This window comes from Bacillus sp. FJAT-25509, from assembly GCF_001420605.1.
Lineage (GTDB): Bacteria > Bacillota > Bacilli > Bacillales > Bacillaceae_G > Gottfriedia.
Genome location: NZ_LJIZ01000022.1, coordinates 1 through 18,301 on the forward strand (window position 1 = coordinate 1; position 18,301 = coordinate 18,301).

15 protein-coding genes are annotated in these 18,301 nt (G+C 31.1%); 3 read left to right on the forward strand and 12 right to left on the reverse strand.

Annotated features, from left to right (window positions below):
- Window positions 1–182 precede the first annotated feature (182 nt).
- Entirely contained in the window at window positions 183–1,394 is a 1,212-nt protein-coding gene (locus AN960_RS15005; RefSeq protein WP_056473139.1) for a serine hydrolase domain-containing protein, read from the reverse strand.
- A 172-nt stretch (window positions 1,395–1,566) separates the two neighbouring features.
- Between AN960_RS15005 and AN960_RS15010 the strand changes: the two genes are divergently transcribed.
- Window positions 1,567–2,193: a trimeric intracellular cation channel family protein gene (locus AN960_RS15010; protein ID WP_056473142.1), complete on the forward strand. Its 627-nt coding sequence runs from the start codon at window positions 1,567–1,569 to the stop codon at window positions 2,191–2,193.
- A gap of 64 nt (window positions 2,194–2,257) precedes the next feature.
- Here the strand turns inward: AN960_RS15010 and AN960_RS15015 are convergent, their stop codons facing one another.
- Window positions 2,258–2,809: an NADPH-dependent FMN reductase gene (locus tag AN960_RS15015; RefSeq protein WP_056473145.1), complete on the reverse strand. Its 552-nt coding sequence runs from the start codon at window positions 2,807–2,809 to the stop codon at window positions 2,258–2,260.
- A gap of 385 nt (window positions 2,810–3,194) precedes the next feature.
- Between AN960_RS15015 and AN960_RS15020 the strand changes: the two genes are divergently transcribed.
- Window positions 3,195–4,109 carry a DMT family transporter gene (locus AN960_RS15020; protein ID WP_056473147.1) on the forward strand — a complete coding sequence of 305 codons (915 nt, stop codon included), beginning with the start codon at window positions 3,195–3,197 and terminating at the stop codon, window positions 4,107–4,109.
- Window positions 4,110–4,813: 704 nt separating this feature from the next.
- Here AN960_RS15020 and AN960_RS15025 read toward each other — a convergent pair.
- Both AN960_RS15025 and AN960_RS15030 read right to left on the reverse strand, forming a co-directional pair.
- Window positions 4,814–5,395: a MerR family transcriptional regulator gene (locus AN960_RS15025; protein WP_056473149.1), complete on the reverse strand. Its 582-nt coding sequence runs from the start codon at window positions 5,393–5,395 to the stop codon at window positions 4,814–4,816.
- Between the two features lie 722 nt (window positions 5,396–6,117).
- On the reverse strand, window positions 6,118–9,288 hold the full coding sequence (locus tag AN960_RS15030; protein WP_056473152.1) for an ATP-binding cassette domain-containing protein: 3,171 nt from the start codon (window positions 9,286–9,288) through the stop codon (window positions 6,118–6,120).
- Window positions 9,289–9,605: 317 nt separating this feature from the next.
- On the opposite strand from AN960_RS15030, the gene AN960_RS15035 reads away from it, so the two are divergent.
- Window positions 9,606–11,207: a glycoside hydrolase family 10-like protein gene (locus AN960_RS15035; RefSeq protein ID WP_056473155.1), complete on the forward strand. Its 1,602-nt coding sequence runs from the start codon at window positions 9,606–9,608 to the stop codon at window positions 11,205–11,207.
- Window positions 11,208–11,259: 52 nt separating this feature from the next.
- On the opposite strand, the gene recQ is transcribed toward AN960_RS15035, so the two are convergent.
- The 8 genes from recQ to AN960_RS15075 form a co-directional block, all read right to left on the reverse strand.
- Entirely contained in the window at window positions 11,260–13,371 is a 2,112-nt protein-coding gene (recQ, locus tag AN960_RS15040) for a DNA helicase RecQ (RefSeq protein ID WP_056473157.1), read from the reverse strand.
- A gap of 41 nt (window positions 13,372–13,412) precedes the next feature.
- Entirely contained in the window at window positions 13,413–13,853 is a 441-nt protein-coding gene (locus tag AN960_RS15045; protein WP_056473159.1) for a YaiI/YqxD family protein, read from the reverse strand.
- Window positions 13,837–14,553, reverse strand: coding sequence for a pseudouridine synthase (locus tag AN960_RS15050; protein ID WP_056473162.1), 717 nt, complete (start codon window positions 14,551–14,553; stop codon window positions 13,837–13,839). The genes AN960_RS15045 and AN960_RS15050 overlap by 17 nt, the downstream gene beginning before the upstream one ends.
- Window positions 14,554–14,636: 83 nt before the next feature.
- On the reverse strand, window positions 14,637–15,140 hold the full coding sequence (locus AN960_RS15055) for an ankyrin repeat domain-containing protein (RefSeq protein WP_056473165.1): 504 nt from the start codon (window positions 15,138–15,140) through the stop codon (window positions 14,637–14,639).
- Between the two features lie 2 nt (window positions 15,141–15,142).
- Window positions 15,143–16,087 (reverse strand): 5-oxoprolinase subunit C family protein, encoded by a 945-nt coding sequence (locus tag AN960_RS15060; protein WP_056473168.1) that lies wholly within the window; start codon window positions 16,085–16,087, stop codon window positions 15,143–15,145.
- A gap of 4 nt (window positions 16,088–16,091) precedes the next feature.
- Complete coding sequence (locus AN960_RS15065; protein WP_056473169.1) at window positions 16,092–16,850, reverse strand: 5-oxoprolinase subunit PxpA; 759 nt, start codon at window positions 16,848–16,850, stop codon at window positions 16,092–16,094.
- The gene (gene pxpB / locus AN960_RS15070) at window positions 16,837–17,580 is read right to left on the reverse strand and encodes a 5-oxoprolinase subunit PxpB (RefSeq protein WP_056473172.1); all 744 of its coding nucleotides are present in this window, start codon (window positions 17,578–17,580) and stop codon (window positions 16,837–16,839) included. Before pxpB ends, AN960_RS15065 begins: the two co-directional genes overlap by 14 nt.
- The gene (locus AN960_RS15075; protein ID WP_056473175.1) at window positions 17,573–18,184 is read right to left on the reverse strand and encodes a pyroglutamyl-peptidase I; all 612 of its coding nucleotides are present in this window, start codon (window positions 18,182–18,184) and stop codon (window positions 17,573–17,575) included. The genes pxpB and AN960_RS15075 overlap by 8 nt, the downstream gene beginning before the upstream one ends.
- Window positions 18,185–18,301 lie beyond the last annotated feature (117 nt).

Genomic DNA, 18,301 nt, shown 5'->3' on the forward strand with positions numbered 1-18,301 from the left:
TCCCCATAAAAAAATCCCCTCCATAATAGACAGTACGATCCTTTTTTTTGACTGTCTACTATAAGGGGATAATAACAATAAAATAGATCCTTTTTTCTTAGACTACAGATATTCAAACAATTTAAGTATGTGGGTGATTAAAAAGTGTATAGTTTAGATTCACTGTTTTTTCATTATTTACCTTAAATAAGTTTTAATACACGTTCACCAAGTACATGTTTAAAAATTACGTCTGCTAATTCTTTTTCTACTTCGAATCTAGAATTTTTTAATAAATCAAACTGACTTCCGTTCAAGATAAAGATCATGCCGAATTGTTTTTCTTCATGCCAATATAAATTACTGATTAATCCGTATGCTTCACCAGCATGTCCAATCATTTCTTTGTAGCCAGGTAAAAAGTCGTGGCTAATATGAAAACCAAGAGCCATTTTACTAAAGAAATGATTATTTTCTTCTCTAGACCATTGAATTGATTTCATTAATTTTGACGTTTTTTGTTCAAGAATTTGGTGCCCATTTAGACTCCCGTTTAACATATGTGCTCGTAAAAACTTACTTAATTCAACTGCAGTTGTTCTTAGTCCACCTTGAGGTTCAAATAATCCTCCATGGTTTCCGATGATGTATTGATCCCAATGAGTTTCCGAATATCCACTTTGCCTAACATCCTCAATTGTTACTTTATATTCGTTCGTATCTTTATTTTTTTCATATAAGTTTGCTAATTCATGGCTTTTATTAATATTTGAATAGGAAAAAGCTACATTCTTCATTTCTAGAGGTTCAAATATATTTTGATTGATATACTCGTCAAAGCGTAAATTAGTGACTTTTTCAATAATTGCACCGCATATGATCGCACCTATATTTGAATACATCCAATGATCTCCTGGTTTCCAATCCCCCCATATTTCTTTCGTAAAATACTTTCCATTTTCATCAAATAATTCTGTAAGTTGTAAAGAAAAATTAGAATGTCCATCTCTAATAAATTTTGCATACACACTATTTGATGCATCGTCTGAGTTAAGTGAAGATGTATGAGTTAAAATTTGTCTCAACGTAATATAAGATTTTGGGAATTTAGGATTTCTTATTTTAAATCCTAAATAATGACTAATATCTTGATCTAAATCTAGTATTTTTCTTTCAACTAATTGCATGATTGCTGTAGCAGTAAAAAGTTTTGAAATAGAAGCAATTCGAAACATCGTATTTTCCGTAACTAAGTCTCTTGTTTCTAAATTACGAAAACCATACGCATCAGACCAAATCAGTTTATCTTTTATAACGACTGCTGCTTGACACCCGACAATATTAAATTTGTCCATTATTAATTGAATTTCTCCCGATACCACTTCATTTTTTTGTTGTTTCATATTGTTTAGCATTTTAACCTCTCCAATCTATAAATTTCAAGTGAAATTTATGTAAAATACTGTAAATTTTTTATGTAAAAATTTTTTTTAAAATGAAGCGTTTTCAAAGTTATTTTAATATTGTAATACTCCCTACCTGTTGCTAAAATGAATCATAGAAAATGGAATTAAGGGGATAGAATGGATGATTTTGATCGAGGTTTTTGTTTATGCAGGAATTATAGCTGCTAGCATTTCTGGTACTTTGGTTGGTATTCAAAAGAAATTGGACTTATTTGGTGTTGTTTTTTTAGCAGCTTGTACTGCGCTTGGCGGAGGGTTAATTCGTGATATTATTTTAGGTCAAACGGTACCGAATGCTTTTGCAAAACCTCAATACTTTATCGTAAGTACAGTCGTTTCAATTGTAACATGGTTATTTTATCAACGAACAATGCAGTTCCAATCAACTTTAATCATTACTGATGCAATTGGTCTTGGTGTTTTTACTGCAGTTGGTTCATATTCGGCAATTGATCACGGTTTAAAAGGTTCTTTTTTAATTATTTCGATGGGTTTAATCACTGGAATTGGTGGTGGAATTATGCGAGATGTATTCGCAAGAGAAATTCCATTTGTATTCCGAAAAGAAATTTATGCAATCGCAGCAATTATTGGCTCTGTAACAATTTTGTTTACACATGGCGAATTTACTAAACTGCAATCTTTGTATATTTGTTTTCTAATTACAACAGCAATTAGAATTATTGCTGTACGATATAAAGTAAACTTTCCTATTAGAAATGTTAATGATAAATCGTTTTTACTTTAAGCTTAACAAATATGTTAAGCTATTTTTAATGGTCCTAACCATTAATTGATTAGGACCATTTTTATTACTTAGAAACACTATTTGATTCTATGTATTCTTTATATAAAATTTCTTTTTGTACATATTCTTTTAATTCATCAATTACTTCAGTTACTTTTGCAAAAGCTTCAGGCTTCACAATTGTATCATTTTCAAAATCAACAGGGTCTAAAACTAGTTGTTTTGGTAATGCATTTCCATAAACACCACGAATTACTGTTCTCAAACTATTTAAAGCATTAATACCACCTTTTCCTCCACCAGCTACTGCTAATAAAGAAATTGGCTTTTTCTTGAATGGCTCAGAACCTAATAGTTCAACTAGGTTTTTTAAAGCTCCACTCATCGCATTATTGTACTCCGGCGTACAAATAACGATTCCATCTGCTTTAACTAGTAATTCTCTAACTGCTTTAACTGCTTCTATTTCTTTTTGTTCAGCTTCCCCATTATAAAGAGGAATTTGTTCAAATGCTAAATCTAAATTTGTATAATTATTAGATTCCGCGATTTGTTTTGCTAAGAATCTAGTTCGACCATTTGCTCTAGGTGAACCATTTACTACGACGATATTCATTAAAATTCCCCTCACAATTTAAAATAGTTGCCAACTAATTGACAAATTTTAACTAAAAATACTTTAAAACTACAAAATATAGTATAAATGAAAACTATTTATTTGCCTATTAATTTAAACTGAATTTAATGAAAACTTCGATTGTATTAATCTTAAAAGTCGTGGAAAATATATTTATTTTGAACTTATGAGTAAGAGATTCTCATCTTCTTGATTTTTTTGCTCCTTATGAACACCTTATGAGGAAGTTAATCTCAACCCAAGAAACATCAATGAGTAAGGTTATTCCTTATACATACACTATTCGATTGATATAACACTAAAGTTTAGTATATACTTATTTGACAGAATATTGAAATTACACTTGGAATGGATGTGATACATATTGGGGAATTTGGCAGTAAATAAAAAGGCGACAATTAGTATCATTATTGCAATGGCTACTTTTGGAACAGTAGGTTTCGTCGCTCCTAAAACGGGCTTAAAAGCCATTGATTTAGTTTTTATTAGATGTGTTTTTGCGAGTATATTTTTATTGTCTGTTTGGTATTTTTCAGGGTTAGCTAAAAAAGAAATATTTAATAAAAAAGATATATCTCTTTCATTATTTAGTGGAATTTTATTAGTTTTAAATTGGGTATTTTTATTTAAATCATTTGAAAATTTATCAGTTACAATTTCAGTTTCAATTTATTACTTAGCTCCAGTTATTTTATTCTTATTAGGTAGTTTAATATATAAAGAAAAAATTACGCTAGTTCCATTACTTGGTGTTTTAAGTAGTTTTATCGGATCGATCCTTTTATCCGGGATTAATTCTGATTTTACAATTGATAAATTCCTTTCGTCTGGGGTCATTTGGGCATTTCTTGCTGCAATCTTTTATGGATTATTAATGATTGTGAATAAAGGGATTACACAAACAAGTTCATATTTTACGACTTTACTTCAGACAACATTAGGGTTTCTGCTTTTAATTCCTTTTGTTAAATTTGATTCTTTTCAAAACTTGCATTTAGAAAACTGGTCTTTTATTTTGATTATTGGATTTGTTCATACAGGCGTTATTTATGCATTATTCTTTGGTAATATTCGATTTTTACCTTCTAATATGATTGCTGTATTAACATTTTTAGATCCTGCAGTTGCAATTGTGTTAGATACAGTCATAACAGGTTTTAAACCAACACCAACCCAAGTTATTGGAATTTTTATGACATTTTTAGGTATCGCTTTAATTTTGCTCCTGAATTCACCAAAAAAGGTATCGCAAAATTCAAATGAAAAAATTGCAAATTAACGTTTATTCAGTTAAAAAGAACTTTAACTTCATTGTCAAACTATACTAAAAGGACTATAATAAAGTCATAAAGAATATACTAAAAAGGGATGTGCTGCGAACACACCCCTTCCGAGTAGTAATTGGTAAAGTTGCTTTCCTCGGATCCAGTGAAGAAATAATCACCACAACCTTTTCGAGGGGTAGGGTGGTTATTTTTTTTTGCTAATAGAAATGATTATACCGATTATGCTTAAGATTACAGTTGCAGTTATCCCAACACTTTGAATAATTAAATTTGCAATCTCATAACCAGTCACATTCTCACCTCCCTTCTTTACGAAGAAAGGCACCTACCACAACTCTACTCTAGCTAATTTTACCATAAGTATATTCAAAATACCAGAATGTATGTTCTGTTTTTGTGATATTTGATTACAACCCATTTCGTCAATTTATGAAGAGTAACCATTAACCATACCTCAACAGCATTTTTTGAACATAATAAGGATACTAGAATAATGGATTAATGAAAAACCTTCATTCCTGAAGAACGATCAATAAGAAACAAGTTTACATAATAATTTCAGTTAAAAAAAAGAACACTTGTTTTAAGTGCTCCCTAATTTCTGCTATTAATTATTAAGTGTAAAACTCCATATAAGTTGGCTATTATCATTACAACGAAAAAAAGCACTGCGAAATCGCTAAAATGTAATATAAGCTCAAATTTCGAAATACCATTTTTTTAATTCTACTATTTTTTCACTTACTTTCTTTCGTAATGAATTCTTTTCTTGAGTGGCTGCCGTTTCTAATAACAGTTGTTGATCTTGTTTTCTTTGTTCTCTCCATTCTTCTAACAGTAAGCTAGTCTGCTTTTCTCGTTGCTTTAATACTTCTTTATGTTGTCGATCCATCTTTTTAGAAAGTCTTTCTTCCATTTCATTCATTAGTTTTTCAATTGTTTGCAACTGGTGTTCATTGTTTATCTGTATTAGGTGCTCTGTTAAGTTTAAAGACTTTTCTTCGACTATCATGTCAGTATGAGGTATTAATCTATTGGTTTGCTCTTTTATCATTCTCGCAGACTTCTCTAACGTCATACCATCATGCTTACTTAATTCAATTAGTTTTTCGAAGATCAAGACATCATAATTTGAATATTGTCGATGTCCTCTACTATTCTTCTTGATTGTATAACCAACATTCTCTAAGATGTCCTGATATTTTCTGAAGGTGCTTGGTTTCAACTCCAACTGCTCTCTTATTTGAGTACTAGTTAATATTACATCTCCGTCTATCATACCCCTCACACTCCTTACAATGCTTATATTCTATACTGGCATGCTATCTCCTTTTTGCATTGCAAAAGGTTTACCGAATTTAGCACCAGAGTTTATTGAAAGAGGAAGTTTTGATAAGCAAATAAATGAACTTTTAGAAAAGAGGACCACAACTTAATTGTGATTCTCTATTTAATTTCTACTAGGATAATTTATTAAAAGTAACGTACATTTGTATGTATGTTATCTTTATATAATCTTGATACATTGTTCTAATTTACAGTTCTATTTTTATACTAATGAAATGATCTAATAGTTTCTTTATTTTTAAAAGAAATATAATAAAAAACTCATTTGTATTTTTACAAATGAGTTTTCAAATCAAATTATTATGCAAAATACAATATTTTAGTTTAAAAGATATGTCATCAAGAATATTACAAATACTGTTAAACCCGCTGATATTTTTAAGTTCCTACCTAAGTTTAAATGATTCATCATATCTCCTACTTTCAATTAAAATATTGGTTGAAATATTATCTATTAATAATATATTTTTAGAAAATTCGTTTTTTCCTACAGAATAATCATACTAAGTATACTGTTTTATTACCATGTATAAAGTGTGAACATTATTCTATGAAAATTTTTTAACAATTTTAGCTGTTATATTGACACGTATATAAATGCTCCAAAATAAAAAACTCATTTCAAAACAATCTTCGAAAATGAGTTTTTTATTGTTAATTATTTTGAATCAAACATTGATAAACTGCCATCATATCACGTTTATTGAGTTCTCTTATGCGATTAAATATCGGTATATCTTTAACTTCCTCAGTTAGTAGGTTTTCAGGAACTATTTCACTTACTTTACCAGTGAGCCATGTTTGAACCGCAATGCCCTCAACAAGCTGTTGACGTCCACTCTCATTGATTCCACTAGCTAAACAGCTAACACAAGGTATTGTTAATTTATATACTCCGTCATGTAGATTATCTTCAGAAATTACTTTCTTTCCCTTACAGAACGGACAAGGGTTACTCGCTTTTACTTTATTAATTAGTGTAACGATTTTTTTATAGCCAAATGCTTCATAAACATATGTTAGTTTTTTGAATTTACCATTTGTAAAATATTTGTCAATAATGTCTTCTCTAGTCTCAAATATATCTTTAAAATCAGTTATCGTTACTAAGTTTTTATTACTTACGTCTTCTATATTTGACTCAACACGATCCCAAAACGGTAAGGCATTTTGTAATACTACTTCATATCCAACGAAGCTTGCTTGTTTTATTTCTAGCATTTTTAAAGCAACTTGTTGCTCTCGGTATAGTAAAGAAACTTCTTCTGTTAATGTTGTTTCTCCACCAACAATTGATTTTATTTCCTCTAGGACTGGTAGCTGGCCAACTGTTTTAATTACTTGATCTACAGGTTGATTGATGATTTCACGAATATCAAATTTGCCAAACATTAATTTTTTTTGGTGGTTTAATACTGTACCTTCGCAAATAGGGCATATAATTTGCTCTTTGGAAACCTTCATTTGTTCTTTAATAGGAGATTTTGAAATTGACATATATCGTCCAATAATCGTATTAAAACCTTCCCATAATCTTTGCGTCTTTCCAGCTTTATCGTAAAAAGTTTTTTCATAGTATCCATATAAAAAAGTATGCTTTTCTGCTTCTGACATTTCATTAAAACTTTTACTAATGTCTTGTCCAAGTTCATTTTTTATTTCATCAAATAGGAATTGTAATTTAGGATATTGGTAATATTTTAAAACTTCCATTACATCTGAATGTAATAAACCTTCCCAAAAAGGTACTATTTTATCTTGTATGACTACATCAATATCAAACTTTTCAATTACTCTACGGCCAGAGCAGGATGGACAATGATTTTCTTGGTTATAAAAGTCAAAACTTCTTGTGTCTTTATTAGTCGGATGTGAAGCAACGATCTGATTAATAAGTCCGCCGATTTCAAATAAAAATGTATATTGACTATATAAATGTCTTTCTAAATCAATTGCAATTACAGGAAGAATAGCATCAGATTCATATTCTCCATAAATAAGTCGTGCCATCGATGATAAACTTTTTAATATACCACCTTTATAAATGTTTTCTGCATTTTTGAAATAATTTATATTATTTTCTTGTAAATATTGAACTCCCTTTTGTACTTTTAGTGCTGATGAGATATGCGCATGAGGCTTTTCAGAATCCTGTTTTATGTGATTAAAATAATCATCATGACTTACAACTTCAAGATGTTCAACAGGGGTAATCTTTCTTTTCCCAAAATCAACAATATAATCCGAACTGTCTAACATGTAGGCATTATGTTCAATCATCATAATAGAAATTGATTCATCTTTTAGAATTTCTCGAACACTATCTATAAATTGATTTAATATATTTTGTGATAATCCTTTTGAAGGTTCATCAAAAATGAATAGTGTATGAGGATTTCTTGAATTAGTAAATAGTTCAGAAACTAAATGTACACATTGAAATTCACCGGTTGATAGTGTTTGTGTTTTTCTTTCAAGAGTAAGATAGCCAAGACCAAGTTTAATTAATAAGCTTAATCGTTTATGAGCAATGTCTTCGTTCGGTAGTTCATCAATGATATCCTCGATTGAACGCAGGAAAATATCATCTATTTCTTCACTATATTTTGTTAACTTTCTTTTTATATCTAGGAATGTAGCAACTGTTGATCGACTCGTAATCGATTGGTTTCGATCTTGACCTACCATCACTAATTTATCTTTTGGATATCGTTTTAAAAAGTCTTTTGCCATACATTCATTTACTAAAGTAGATTTACCACATCCAGATTCGCCAGTAAATGTTACTAGTCTATTTTTAGGGATTTGTATTTCTTGAATTTGGATATTACGACAATGAAGATCTTTAAACTCATAGAACTCATTTGGCAAAATCTCGTTTCTTTCCCAAAGAATCGGTTTAGGTCGTGGTGATTCTTCTACAATTTTCCCACCGTATTTACCACTTCCAGGTCCGAAAAATACTTGATCATCTGTTGCATCTAACACATTGTCGGAATGGTCAATTAACCATATTTGATTTTTAAATCCTAATTCTTTTATCTCGTCTAATATTTTATTTAAAGTATCATGGTCAAGACCAACCGAAATTTCATCGATGATAATAACAGTATTTTCACTAGTTGCCATAAATTCGGCTAAATAAAGTCGAGTTATTTCTCCACCGGATAATGTACCTGTTATTCGATTTAAGGATAAATAGCCAATATTCATTTTGATTATATTGTTGAGTAAATGCTGTTTAGCTTCACTAATTTGTAATTCTTCAGCTAATGATAAGATTGTTTCTACACTTAAGTTATTAATATCTGAAATAGTATGTGGACGATCAAATAACTCAATTGTATATTCTTCAATTATTTGATTATATCGGTTTCCTTTACACTTTTTACATTCAATATTTTTTGTAATTCCGCGGCCTTTACAATCCGGGCACCAGCCTAATTCATTATTAAATGAAAAAACTTCTGGAGAAAGATTAAACTTTTCTGCAAGACAATCACGAATGTCCTTAAAAACACCAGTATGTGTTCCAAGTGTTGAACGTGGATTCGTAGAAATGGATGATTTGCCAAGGAATAGTACTAATGGCATTTCTTCCATTTTAATCGCACTAAAATTTGTTTCCATTATGTTTGGAAATAAATATTGATATTCAGCCTTTGGAAGTAAAGACACTAGTCGTTTCTTTGACTCCTCACCAATTGTTTGACAAAAAGTTGTTTTACCAGAACCAGATAATCCTGCAATTCCCAATGATTGGTTCTCAGGTAAAATTGCATCTAATTTATTAATATTATTTGCAATTAATTGACTTATCTTCAAATTCTTATCCTCTCTTATCTCGTAAAATTTGAATAAATTATGTATGCTCTTTCCTTATATGACCTTTAATTTCTGCAATTATACTTACAATCAATATTTTATCAATTTAAGACAATCCAAGCTATAGATCGTGAATGATAATATGATTTATATTTGAGGGATTTCACAAAAATATCAAACAAACCGAAATTTAATTTCTTAATTTTTTAGATTTTTTTGAAATTTTATTTCAAAAACCATAGACAATACTTTCCATTTTTGGTAGTTTTATATTATGTAAGCGCTACTAATTTAATAGAAAGTAAGGTGGAACACTTATGAAGAAAAGAAAACTAGGTAAATATGCGATTGCTGCTACAGTAGGCGCATCTCTATTATTTCAACAAATTCAAAATGTTCATGCTGAAACTACTTCACAGTCCCCAATCCCGCCTAAGCATGAGCTGCGAGCAGCTTGGATTGCTTCAGTAGTAAACATAGATTGGCCATCAGCTACAGGCTTATCTGAAATGCAACAAAAATCGGAGTTTATTAAACTACTAGATGATGTGGAAAAGATGGGAATGAATTCAGTTGTCGTCCAAATTAAGCCGACTGCAGATGCTTTTTATCCATCTAATTATGGTCCATGGTCAAAATACTTAACAGGTACACAAGGTAAGGATCCAGGCTACGATCCACTTGCATTTATGGTTGAAGAAGCACATAAACGTAATATTGAATTTCATGCCTGGTTTAATCCGTATCGTATTACAATGCCACGAACTGCACCAGGAGATGCGACTTTAGAGGATTTAAATACTTTAGCAGAAAACCATCCTGCAAGAAAACATCCTGAGTGGGTAATCCCATATGGAAAGCAATTATATTTTGATCCGGGTAATCCTGATGCACGTCAATTTATTATTGATGGGATTATGGAAGTTGTAAAAAAATATGATATTGATGCAGTCCATTTGGATGATTATTTTTATCCATATCGCATCGCAGGTCAAGAATTTCCAGATAAATCTTCGTACGAAAAATATGGTAAACAAAAGTTTGCTAATATTGATGATTGGCGACGAGACAATGTAAATGAGTTCGTCAAAATTCTTCACAATTCAATAAAAGATGAAAAATCTTATGTGAAGTTTGGGATTAGTCCTTTTGGAGTCTGGAGAAACATCGCAAAAGACCCTACTGGTTCAAATACTACTGCTGGACAAACAAATTATGATGATTTATTTGCAGACACAAGGGAATGGATTAATAAAGATTATCTAGATTATATTACTCCGCAAATCTATTGGAATATAGGATTTGAACCAGCTGCGTATGATATACTTGCGAATTGGTGGACGAAGGAAGTAAAAGGTAAGAATATTGATTTATATATTGGACAAGCTGATTACAAAATTAACGATAACAATGCAGCTTGGGCTTTACCTGATGAATTACCAAAACAAATTGCCTTAAATCGTACAATTCCTGAAATCAAAGGTAGTATGCATTTTTCAATTAAAGACTTAAATCGTAATCCACTTGGTATTAAGGATCGTTTAAGCCAGGACTTATATAAAACAAAAGCATTAATTCCTTCAATGCCATGGTTAGATGACCAGGCTCCAAAGAAACCAAAATTCGAAAACGCTCTTCGTACAAAAGATGGAATCCAACTCACTTTGAATACTCACCCTAATGATCAAGATGTTTCCTATTATGTTGTATACCGTTTTGATGGATTACAAAAAGATAGCATAGATGATCCAAGAAACATCTTAACTACCGTTCGTAAATCAGATAATGGCAAAACAACATATCTCGATTCAACAGCAAATATAGATAAAGACTACACATATGAAATAACTGCTGTCGATCGACTTCATAATGAAAGTAAAGAAAGTAGTCAAATAAAGGTTAAAGCTAGTAAGAAATAGGTATAATAAAGAGCTTCCAATTCAATATAGGAAGCTCTTTATACTTTTAGTGCTATGTTGCAGATTTCATAATCACTGCTTTTATCATAAAATAACTAATTTCAGTTGGTAATTCATCTTTAATAGGTCGAAGTTTTTCACTTCCAACTGTATTAATCACTTCTTTAATTTGTTTTTCAATATCAAAAGGCACTATTTCATCCCAATCAAAATGATCATCTTCCATTGCACTTTGCAGAATATGGTTTTCAACGGTAGTCGTATTTAATCCTCTCTCATTTGCAATTTCAGAAATAGTAAGTCCGTTTTGATAAGATTCATATGATATTTTGTGTGAAGGTACTTTATTAATTGTAGTCGCTTTTGGTCTCGTAGTTTCTACTTCAATTTCGTTCTCTTCTTTATATTTCTTGATCACCTCTATAAATTGCGTACCAAATTTTTGTTGTTTTTGTAATCCGACACCTTTTGCTTGTAGAAACTCTTCATCAGTTGTAGGGAGTAATTTACTTAAATCTCTTAAAGTACTATCTGCAAATACGACAAATGGCGGAACTCCAAGTTCTGTAGCAATTTCTTTACGTAAACTTCGTAGTTGATCAAATAAATTATTATCTACGTTTGTCATTTCAGTAACTTGGATTTCTTCTTTTTTCATTACGTTTATTTTATTTAATAATACTTCTCTTCCCCTATTTGTAACAGTTAACAGTGGGAATTTACCGCTTGTAACGCCAATAAATTGTTCCGATGTTAAATAATCAATTAAATCACCGACACTTTTTAATGTACGATTTTTAAATAAACCGTATGTCGTTAAAGTATGAAAATTTAAGTCTATTAATTTTTTATTCATTGATCCTGTTAGTACGGATGCAACCATCGTTTTACCAAATCTTTCGCCCATTCGGATAATGCAAGATAAAACGATTTGAGCATCAATTGTAATGTCTATTGCAGTCCGCTTGTCAATACAATTACTACACTTACCACAAGCATGGTCACTTTCATCACCGAAGTATTTTAAAATAAATGCTTGTAAACATGTTTCGCAATAACTGTAATCTTTCATAGATTGTAGTTTTGAGATTTCTTGTTTTAGTCGATTAGGTTCGAATGTAGATTGCTCAATTAAAAATCTTTGTATTTGAACATCTTGTGCAGTAAAAAGTAAAATACATTCACTTTCTAATCCATCTCGACCTGCTCTCCCAGCCTCTTGATAATAGCTTTCCATATTTTTAGGCATTTGGTAATGGATTACATATCTAACATTACTCTTGTCAATTCCCATACCAAATGCATTTGTAGCGACCATAACGTTAATATTATCTTGTAAAAATGCATCCTGTTGTTTTGAACGTTCTGCATCGCTTAAGCCTGCATGATATTTACCGACAGAAATGCCAAGCTTTTTTAATTTATTCGTAACATTATCTACTTCTTTTCTAGTTGCGGCGTATATAATACCTGATTCGTTTTTATTTTGATTTATGTAATTACAAATATAATCAAATCGGTTTTGACCTCTAATGACTTTAAAAGATAAATTCTCTCTTTCAAAGCCTGTAATGATTGTCGTTTCCTCAACTATTCCTAGTTGATGACATATATCAGATTTAACTTGTGGAGTTGCTGTTGCAGTAAGTGCCAATATTGTTGGGTTAGTAGGCAATTCTTGTATTAAGTTTTTTATACGTAAGTAACTTGGTCTAAAATCATGTCCCCATGAGGATATACAGTGTGCTTCATCTACTGCTACTAGTAAGATCGGCAATCTTTTTAATTCATTAATAAAGCTTTCTGATTCTAATCGTTCAGGTGCAACATATAGAATTTTGTATTCACCATAGCTTAAATCCATCATTCTTTCATTTACTTCATTATAAGAAAGTGAACTATTAATAAATGTGGAAGGGATACCTACTTGATGCAATGCATCTACCTGGTCTTTCATTAAAGAGATTAAAGGAGAAATGACGAGGGTAACTCCTTGGAGAATTGTCGCTGGAATTTGATAACAGATCGACTTTCCACCACCTGTAGGCATGATACCAGCTGTATGCTTTCCTGATAAAACTCGTTCAATAATTTGTTCTTGTCCAGGTCTAAAATTTTCATATCCAAAATATTTTTTTAAGTTTTCTCTTGCAAGTGTTAACATGCTTGCCTCCTTTTTTATTTTATTTGTACAATTCTATTTTACTATAAAGAAATTGAAGAAAGTAATTTTCTTAAGCCGTTTTCGAAATTTGCATTATCAAGCTTCTGACGTTTTTTTGGTCCCTTCACTCGTCCACCTGCATTTCGAATTTTCTTTGAAACATATCGAGTATGTAAAAGTGAGTCAATATTTTCATTTGTATATTGAAAACCGTTTTGATTTAATACATAAGCTTGCTTTGATAAAACCATTGCAGCAAGACCATAATCTTGAGTAATGACGAGATCTCCGTTTACAACTCGATTTACTAAAGCAAAATCAACTGCATCTGCACCTTGTGAAACAACGATCGTTTCAGCGCCCTCTCTTTGCATTATATGGGCAGTATCACATAATAAAAGAACGTTGATCTTAAATTCTGCTGCAATTTTAATTGTTTCTGAAACTACTGGACAGCCATCTGCATCAATTAAAATTTTCATTTGATTCTTCCTCTTTCAATTGTTCTTTTAAATTAAATAATTCGTTATCTGTTAATTTTCTCCATTTACCTATTTCTAGATTTTCCATATGGATATTCATAATTCGAATTCTCTTTAATTTAATCACTTTAAATCCAAAACTTTTTGCCATTTTCCGAATTTGACGATTTAAGCCCTGCGTTAAAATAATTCGAAATGTATATTCATCTATTTTTTCTACTTTACATTTTTTAGTTAAAACATTTCCAATAAGAACACCATTTGACATGCCATTAATAAAATCAACATCTATTGGCTGATCGACTGTGACAATATACTCCTTTTCATGTCCATGTTCACTATGTAAAATTTTATGTGCAATTGGCCCATCATTTGTAAGAATGATTAATCCTTCAGAATCTTTATCTAATCTACCTATAGGAAAAACTCTCCTTGGATAATTGACAAAATCAATTATATTTCCTTCGACAGTTTGTAATCCTGTACAAGTAATTCCTACTGGTTTATTAAGGATGATATAGTCCTTTTCACTCGTTAAGTAAATAACTTCATCATTTACTTGTACAAGATCATCTACTTCTACTATGCTGTTTTTTTCAGCAGTAAGTCCGTTAATTTTAACTTGTCCCGAAGCAACTAGTCGTTCCGCCGCCCTTCTAGAACAATACCCTGATGCGCTAATATAAACATTAATTCTCAAAACTTATTCCTCTTTTACTAGTCTTTCTTTTATCATAACAAAAAGTGCTGTGACATAACAGTCATCACAACACTTCGGGTTAATTATAGAGTCACTTCTTTTATAAATTTGATAAACTCTGAATTTCCACGTTCTTCAGCAATTTCAATTGGCGTTTTACCAGAATTATTCGTTTTAATTTCAGCACCGTTTTTAAACAAACGTTCAGCTATCGTCATATTTCCTTCAAATGCTGCGATATGTAATGAAGTGTGACCTTCACTGTCGCTAATATTAGGATCTGCTCCATTTGTTAAAAGAAAATCGATCACTTCTAAAGACTTAGCACCTGCAATTGCTGCATGTAGAGCTGTGTTTTGTGGAATGAATGACAGCTTTGAGTGAGAAAGTGCATTGACCTGGGCACCATTTTTTACTAAAGTTTTTACAACCTCATATTGACCGTAATGTGCTGCGATACCAAGTAATGTTAACCCATGCTCATTTTCTTCATGTATCAAATCTGGCTGTTCACTTATTATTTCAATTACAATTTCATTTTCACCTTTTTCCGTCGAATCAAATAATTTTGCAAGTAAATTCTCCATCGTTATCTCTCCTTATTTCTACATTCAATTTGTAAATGCTTTAAAAATAAATGAAGCTTTTTATTTAAATGACTCGCCTCATTTATCTCTACAGGTATTAATTGAATTGTAGTTCCTCGTTGCATTTGTACAAGTTTCCAAAGGTCAGAATAAATTACTGTACCAATTGATGCATATCCCCCTGTAGTTTGAGAGTCTGCTAGTAAGATAATTGGTTGACCAGTTGGTAGTACTTGAATCGTTCCAAAAGTAGTGCCTTCTGATAGAATATTTGAATCAAACGGTTCTAAATTAGCATTTTTTGAACTCAAATACATCCCCATTCTATTAAACGTACCAATTGTAAGTGGTTCAGATAATATTTGTGATTTTATATGGTTTGGTATTTTCTCAAAATGACTACTTTTTATAAAATGAACCAAATTATGCGTTGGATAAACTGGAATATACTCATGTTTTAGTCCATTTTTCACCAGTTTATAAGATGGGCTTGAACCATAAATTATTGTACCTTTTTTAACAATTAATCCAAGAGAAGCAGACTCATACGATGACTGACTTTCGAAATGACATTCACTAGTAATTCCGTCTGGTACTGATATATATGAATAAACACCAGTATTTCCCCCGTTAAAAGTTAAAATCTCTCCCTTTGCTATGTCAATTATTTTATTCATCTCAACTAATTTACCGTTAATTGCAGGTTTCAAATTTCCACCTGTAATGATGATTGAGAATTGATTTAATGCTTTTAGGACAGTACCACCAATCGCAATTTCGATACTAGCGGCGTTTAATTTATTTCCTATTATTAGATTTCCAATTTGATAAGCTAATTTGTCCATAGCACCAGAAACAGGTATACCTAAATGTCTAAATCCATTCCTACCATTATCTTGAATGGAAATAGAAACACCTTTTTGTAATACTTCAAAAAACTCTTTCAAAGTATTACGCTCCTATAGACTTAACAAGTATATTATTTTCACTAAATACGTTACGTAATTCCATCGCTAATTTAATTGAAATGTCTGAATCACTATGTATACAAATGGTATCAGCTTGAATTGGAATATCTTTACCAGAAATTGTAGATACGGTTTTGGTTGTTACAATTTGAAGTGCCTGATTAATGGCATCTTTCGTATTGTGATGAACCGAGTTTAATTGATTACGAGGTACTAATAAACCATCTTCACCATATGCTCGATCTGCAAATACTTCCGAAGAAAAAGGAATATTCATTTCGATCGCTGCTTCTATTAATTTGCTATTTGCAAGTCCATATAAGGTTAGTGAAGAATCGAAGTCTTTCATTGCTTTTGTAATCGCTAAAGCGAGTTTCAAATTTGTAGCTGCCATATTATAAAGTGCACCATGAGGTTTTAAATGACGAAGTTCAACTCGGTTTACTTTGCATATCGAATAAAGTGCTCCAATCTGATAGAGAACTAATTTATATATTTCTTCATCACTGAAATTCATTTCTCTTCTACCAAAACCAAGTAAATCAGGAAAACTTGGATGTGCTCCAATTGATAAATTATACTGTTTTGCTAATTTTACTGTTTCATAAATGACAAACGGATCTCCTGCATGATATCCGCAAGCGATATTGGCTGAAGTAATATGTGGCATAATCTGTTCATCATTTATTTTGTAATTCCCAAAACTTTCACCTAAATCACAATTTAAATCAATTTGAATCAATAAAACGCACTTCCTTTTTAATTGAATAGTTGTCCTCTTTCACTAACTGTTCAATCTGATTAAATTCTTCGATATTAATCTCCAAAAATTTGACTAGATCTCCAGGTTTAAAGTTTTCTGTGCCATTATTTTTCGTTGAAAATATGGAAATTGGAGTACGTCCAATAATATTCCACCCACCAGGAGATTCAAAAGGATAAATCCCTGTTTGATTTCCCGCAATTCCAACTGAACCTTTTAAGACTGTTTTTGGCTTTGTTAGTCTCGGAGTTGATAGTTTAGGGGTTAACCCGCCCAGATATGGAAATCCAGGTATAAAACCAATCATATAAATAGGATATGTTTTTTCTAAATAAAGACGAATTACGTCATCAGTTTTTAGTTTATTATGTTCTGCTACTTTTTGAAGTTCTGTCCCGAAAGTGGAACTAAAACAAATAGGAATTTCATAAATTGCATGCACTCGCTTTATTTTTGAACCATTATAATGATTAAAATGACACTTTATTTCTTGGATTATTTCTGCATATGAAAAGTTAAAAGAATCATAAAAAATCGTAATGGAATGATAAGACGGTACGACTGCTGTTATTTTAGTCATTAATTTAATTTTTAGATAGTCTGAGAAAGCATGTACTAGATTATTTGTTTCCATTGAGATCGAATCACCTAAATAACATACTAAGCCTGAGCAACCTAATGGAAAAATATCCAATTTGGTGCTAGTCATTTAGACTAATCACTTCAATTACAAGTTTTATAGCATTCATCAAATCTGATTGCGACCAACTTGGCAACTTCCGATCTATTACGGCCATTTCATGTGAAGCTGGAATATGAATAAAGCCACTTGGAATTTGCTTGTTTATTTTTTTTAATTCATTAAGCATTTGATACATAACGTTATTACACAAATAAGTACCTGCAGAATCGGATATTTCAGCTGGAAATTTATGATTGTTTAATTCATTAACAACTTTCTGAATTGGCAGTGTTGAAAATAGTCCATCAGGGCCTTCAGCATCAATTTTAGCTCCATCAAATTTATTCCCTTTATTATCCGCAGCTCCATCATTGCAATTTATGGCAATCCGTTCTGGCGTTATTTTATATCTTCCACCAGCTAATCCTAGTGAAATCACTGCGGAAGGATTATAAGTATGGAATAAATTTAGTAATTCATTACCCGCTGTATTAAAATCAACAGGTAAAACTTTGCCGATAATTTGATAAGAACCGACGACCTGATCGTTTAATTCTTTTACTATTTCTTCTGTAGGATTAATTGAAAAGTTCAAAAAAGGTTCAAAACCTGTTAACAATAATGTATTCAAGTGCTCTCAGTCCTTTAGTAAAATTTATATAGTAGAATACTTCTACAAAATCAAGTTGATATCCTTTTAATATAAAAAGTTTAGGTCCTATGTATGACTTGTTCTCTTTCAAAAATG

Bases quoted from the DNA above. Each gene is read 5' to 3' on its own strand.
- AN960_RS15005 (WP_056473139.1), bottom strand. From the start codon at position 1,394: ATGCTAAACAATATGAAACAACAAAAAAATGAAGTGGTATCGGGAGAA.
- AN960_RS15010 (WP_056473142.1), top strand. From the start codon at position 1,567: ATGATTTTGATCGAGGTTTTTGTTTATGCAGGAATTATAGCTGCTAGC.
- AN960_RS15015 (WP_056473145.1), bottom strand. From the start codon at position 2,809: ATGAATATCGTCGTAGTAAATGGTTCACCTAGAGCAAATGGTCGAACT.
- AN960_RS15025 (WP_056473149.1), bottom strand. From the start codon at position 5,395: ATGATAGACGGAGATGTAATATTAACTAGTACTCAAATAAGAGAGCAG.
- AN960_RS15035 (WP_056473155.1), top strand. From the start codon at position 9,606: ATGAAGAAAAGAAAACTAGGTAAATATGCGATTGCTGCTACAGTAGGC.
- recQ (WP_056473157.1), bottom strand. From the start codon at position 13,371: ATGTTAACACTTGCAAGAGAAAACTTAAAAAAATATTTTGGATATGAA.
- AN960_RS15045 (WP_056473159.1), bottom strand. From the start codon at position 13,853: ATGAAAATTTTAATTGATGCAGATGGCTGTCCAGTAGTTTCAGAAACA.
- AN960_RS15055 (WP_056473165.1), bottom strand. From the start codon at position 15,140: ATGGAGAATTTACTTGCAAAATTATTTGATTCGACGGAAAAAGGTGAA.
- pxpB (WP_056473172.1), bottom strand. From the start codon at position 17,580: ATGACTAGCACCAAATTGGATATTTTTCCATTAGGTTGCTCAGGCTTA.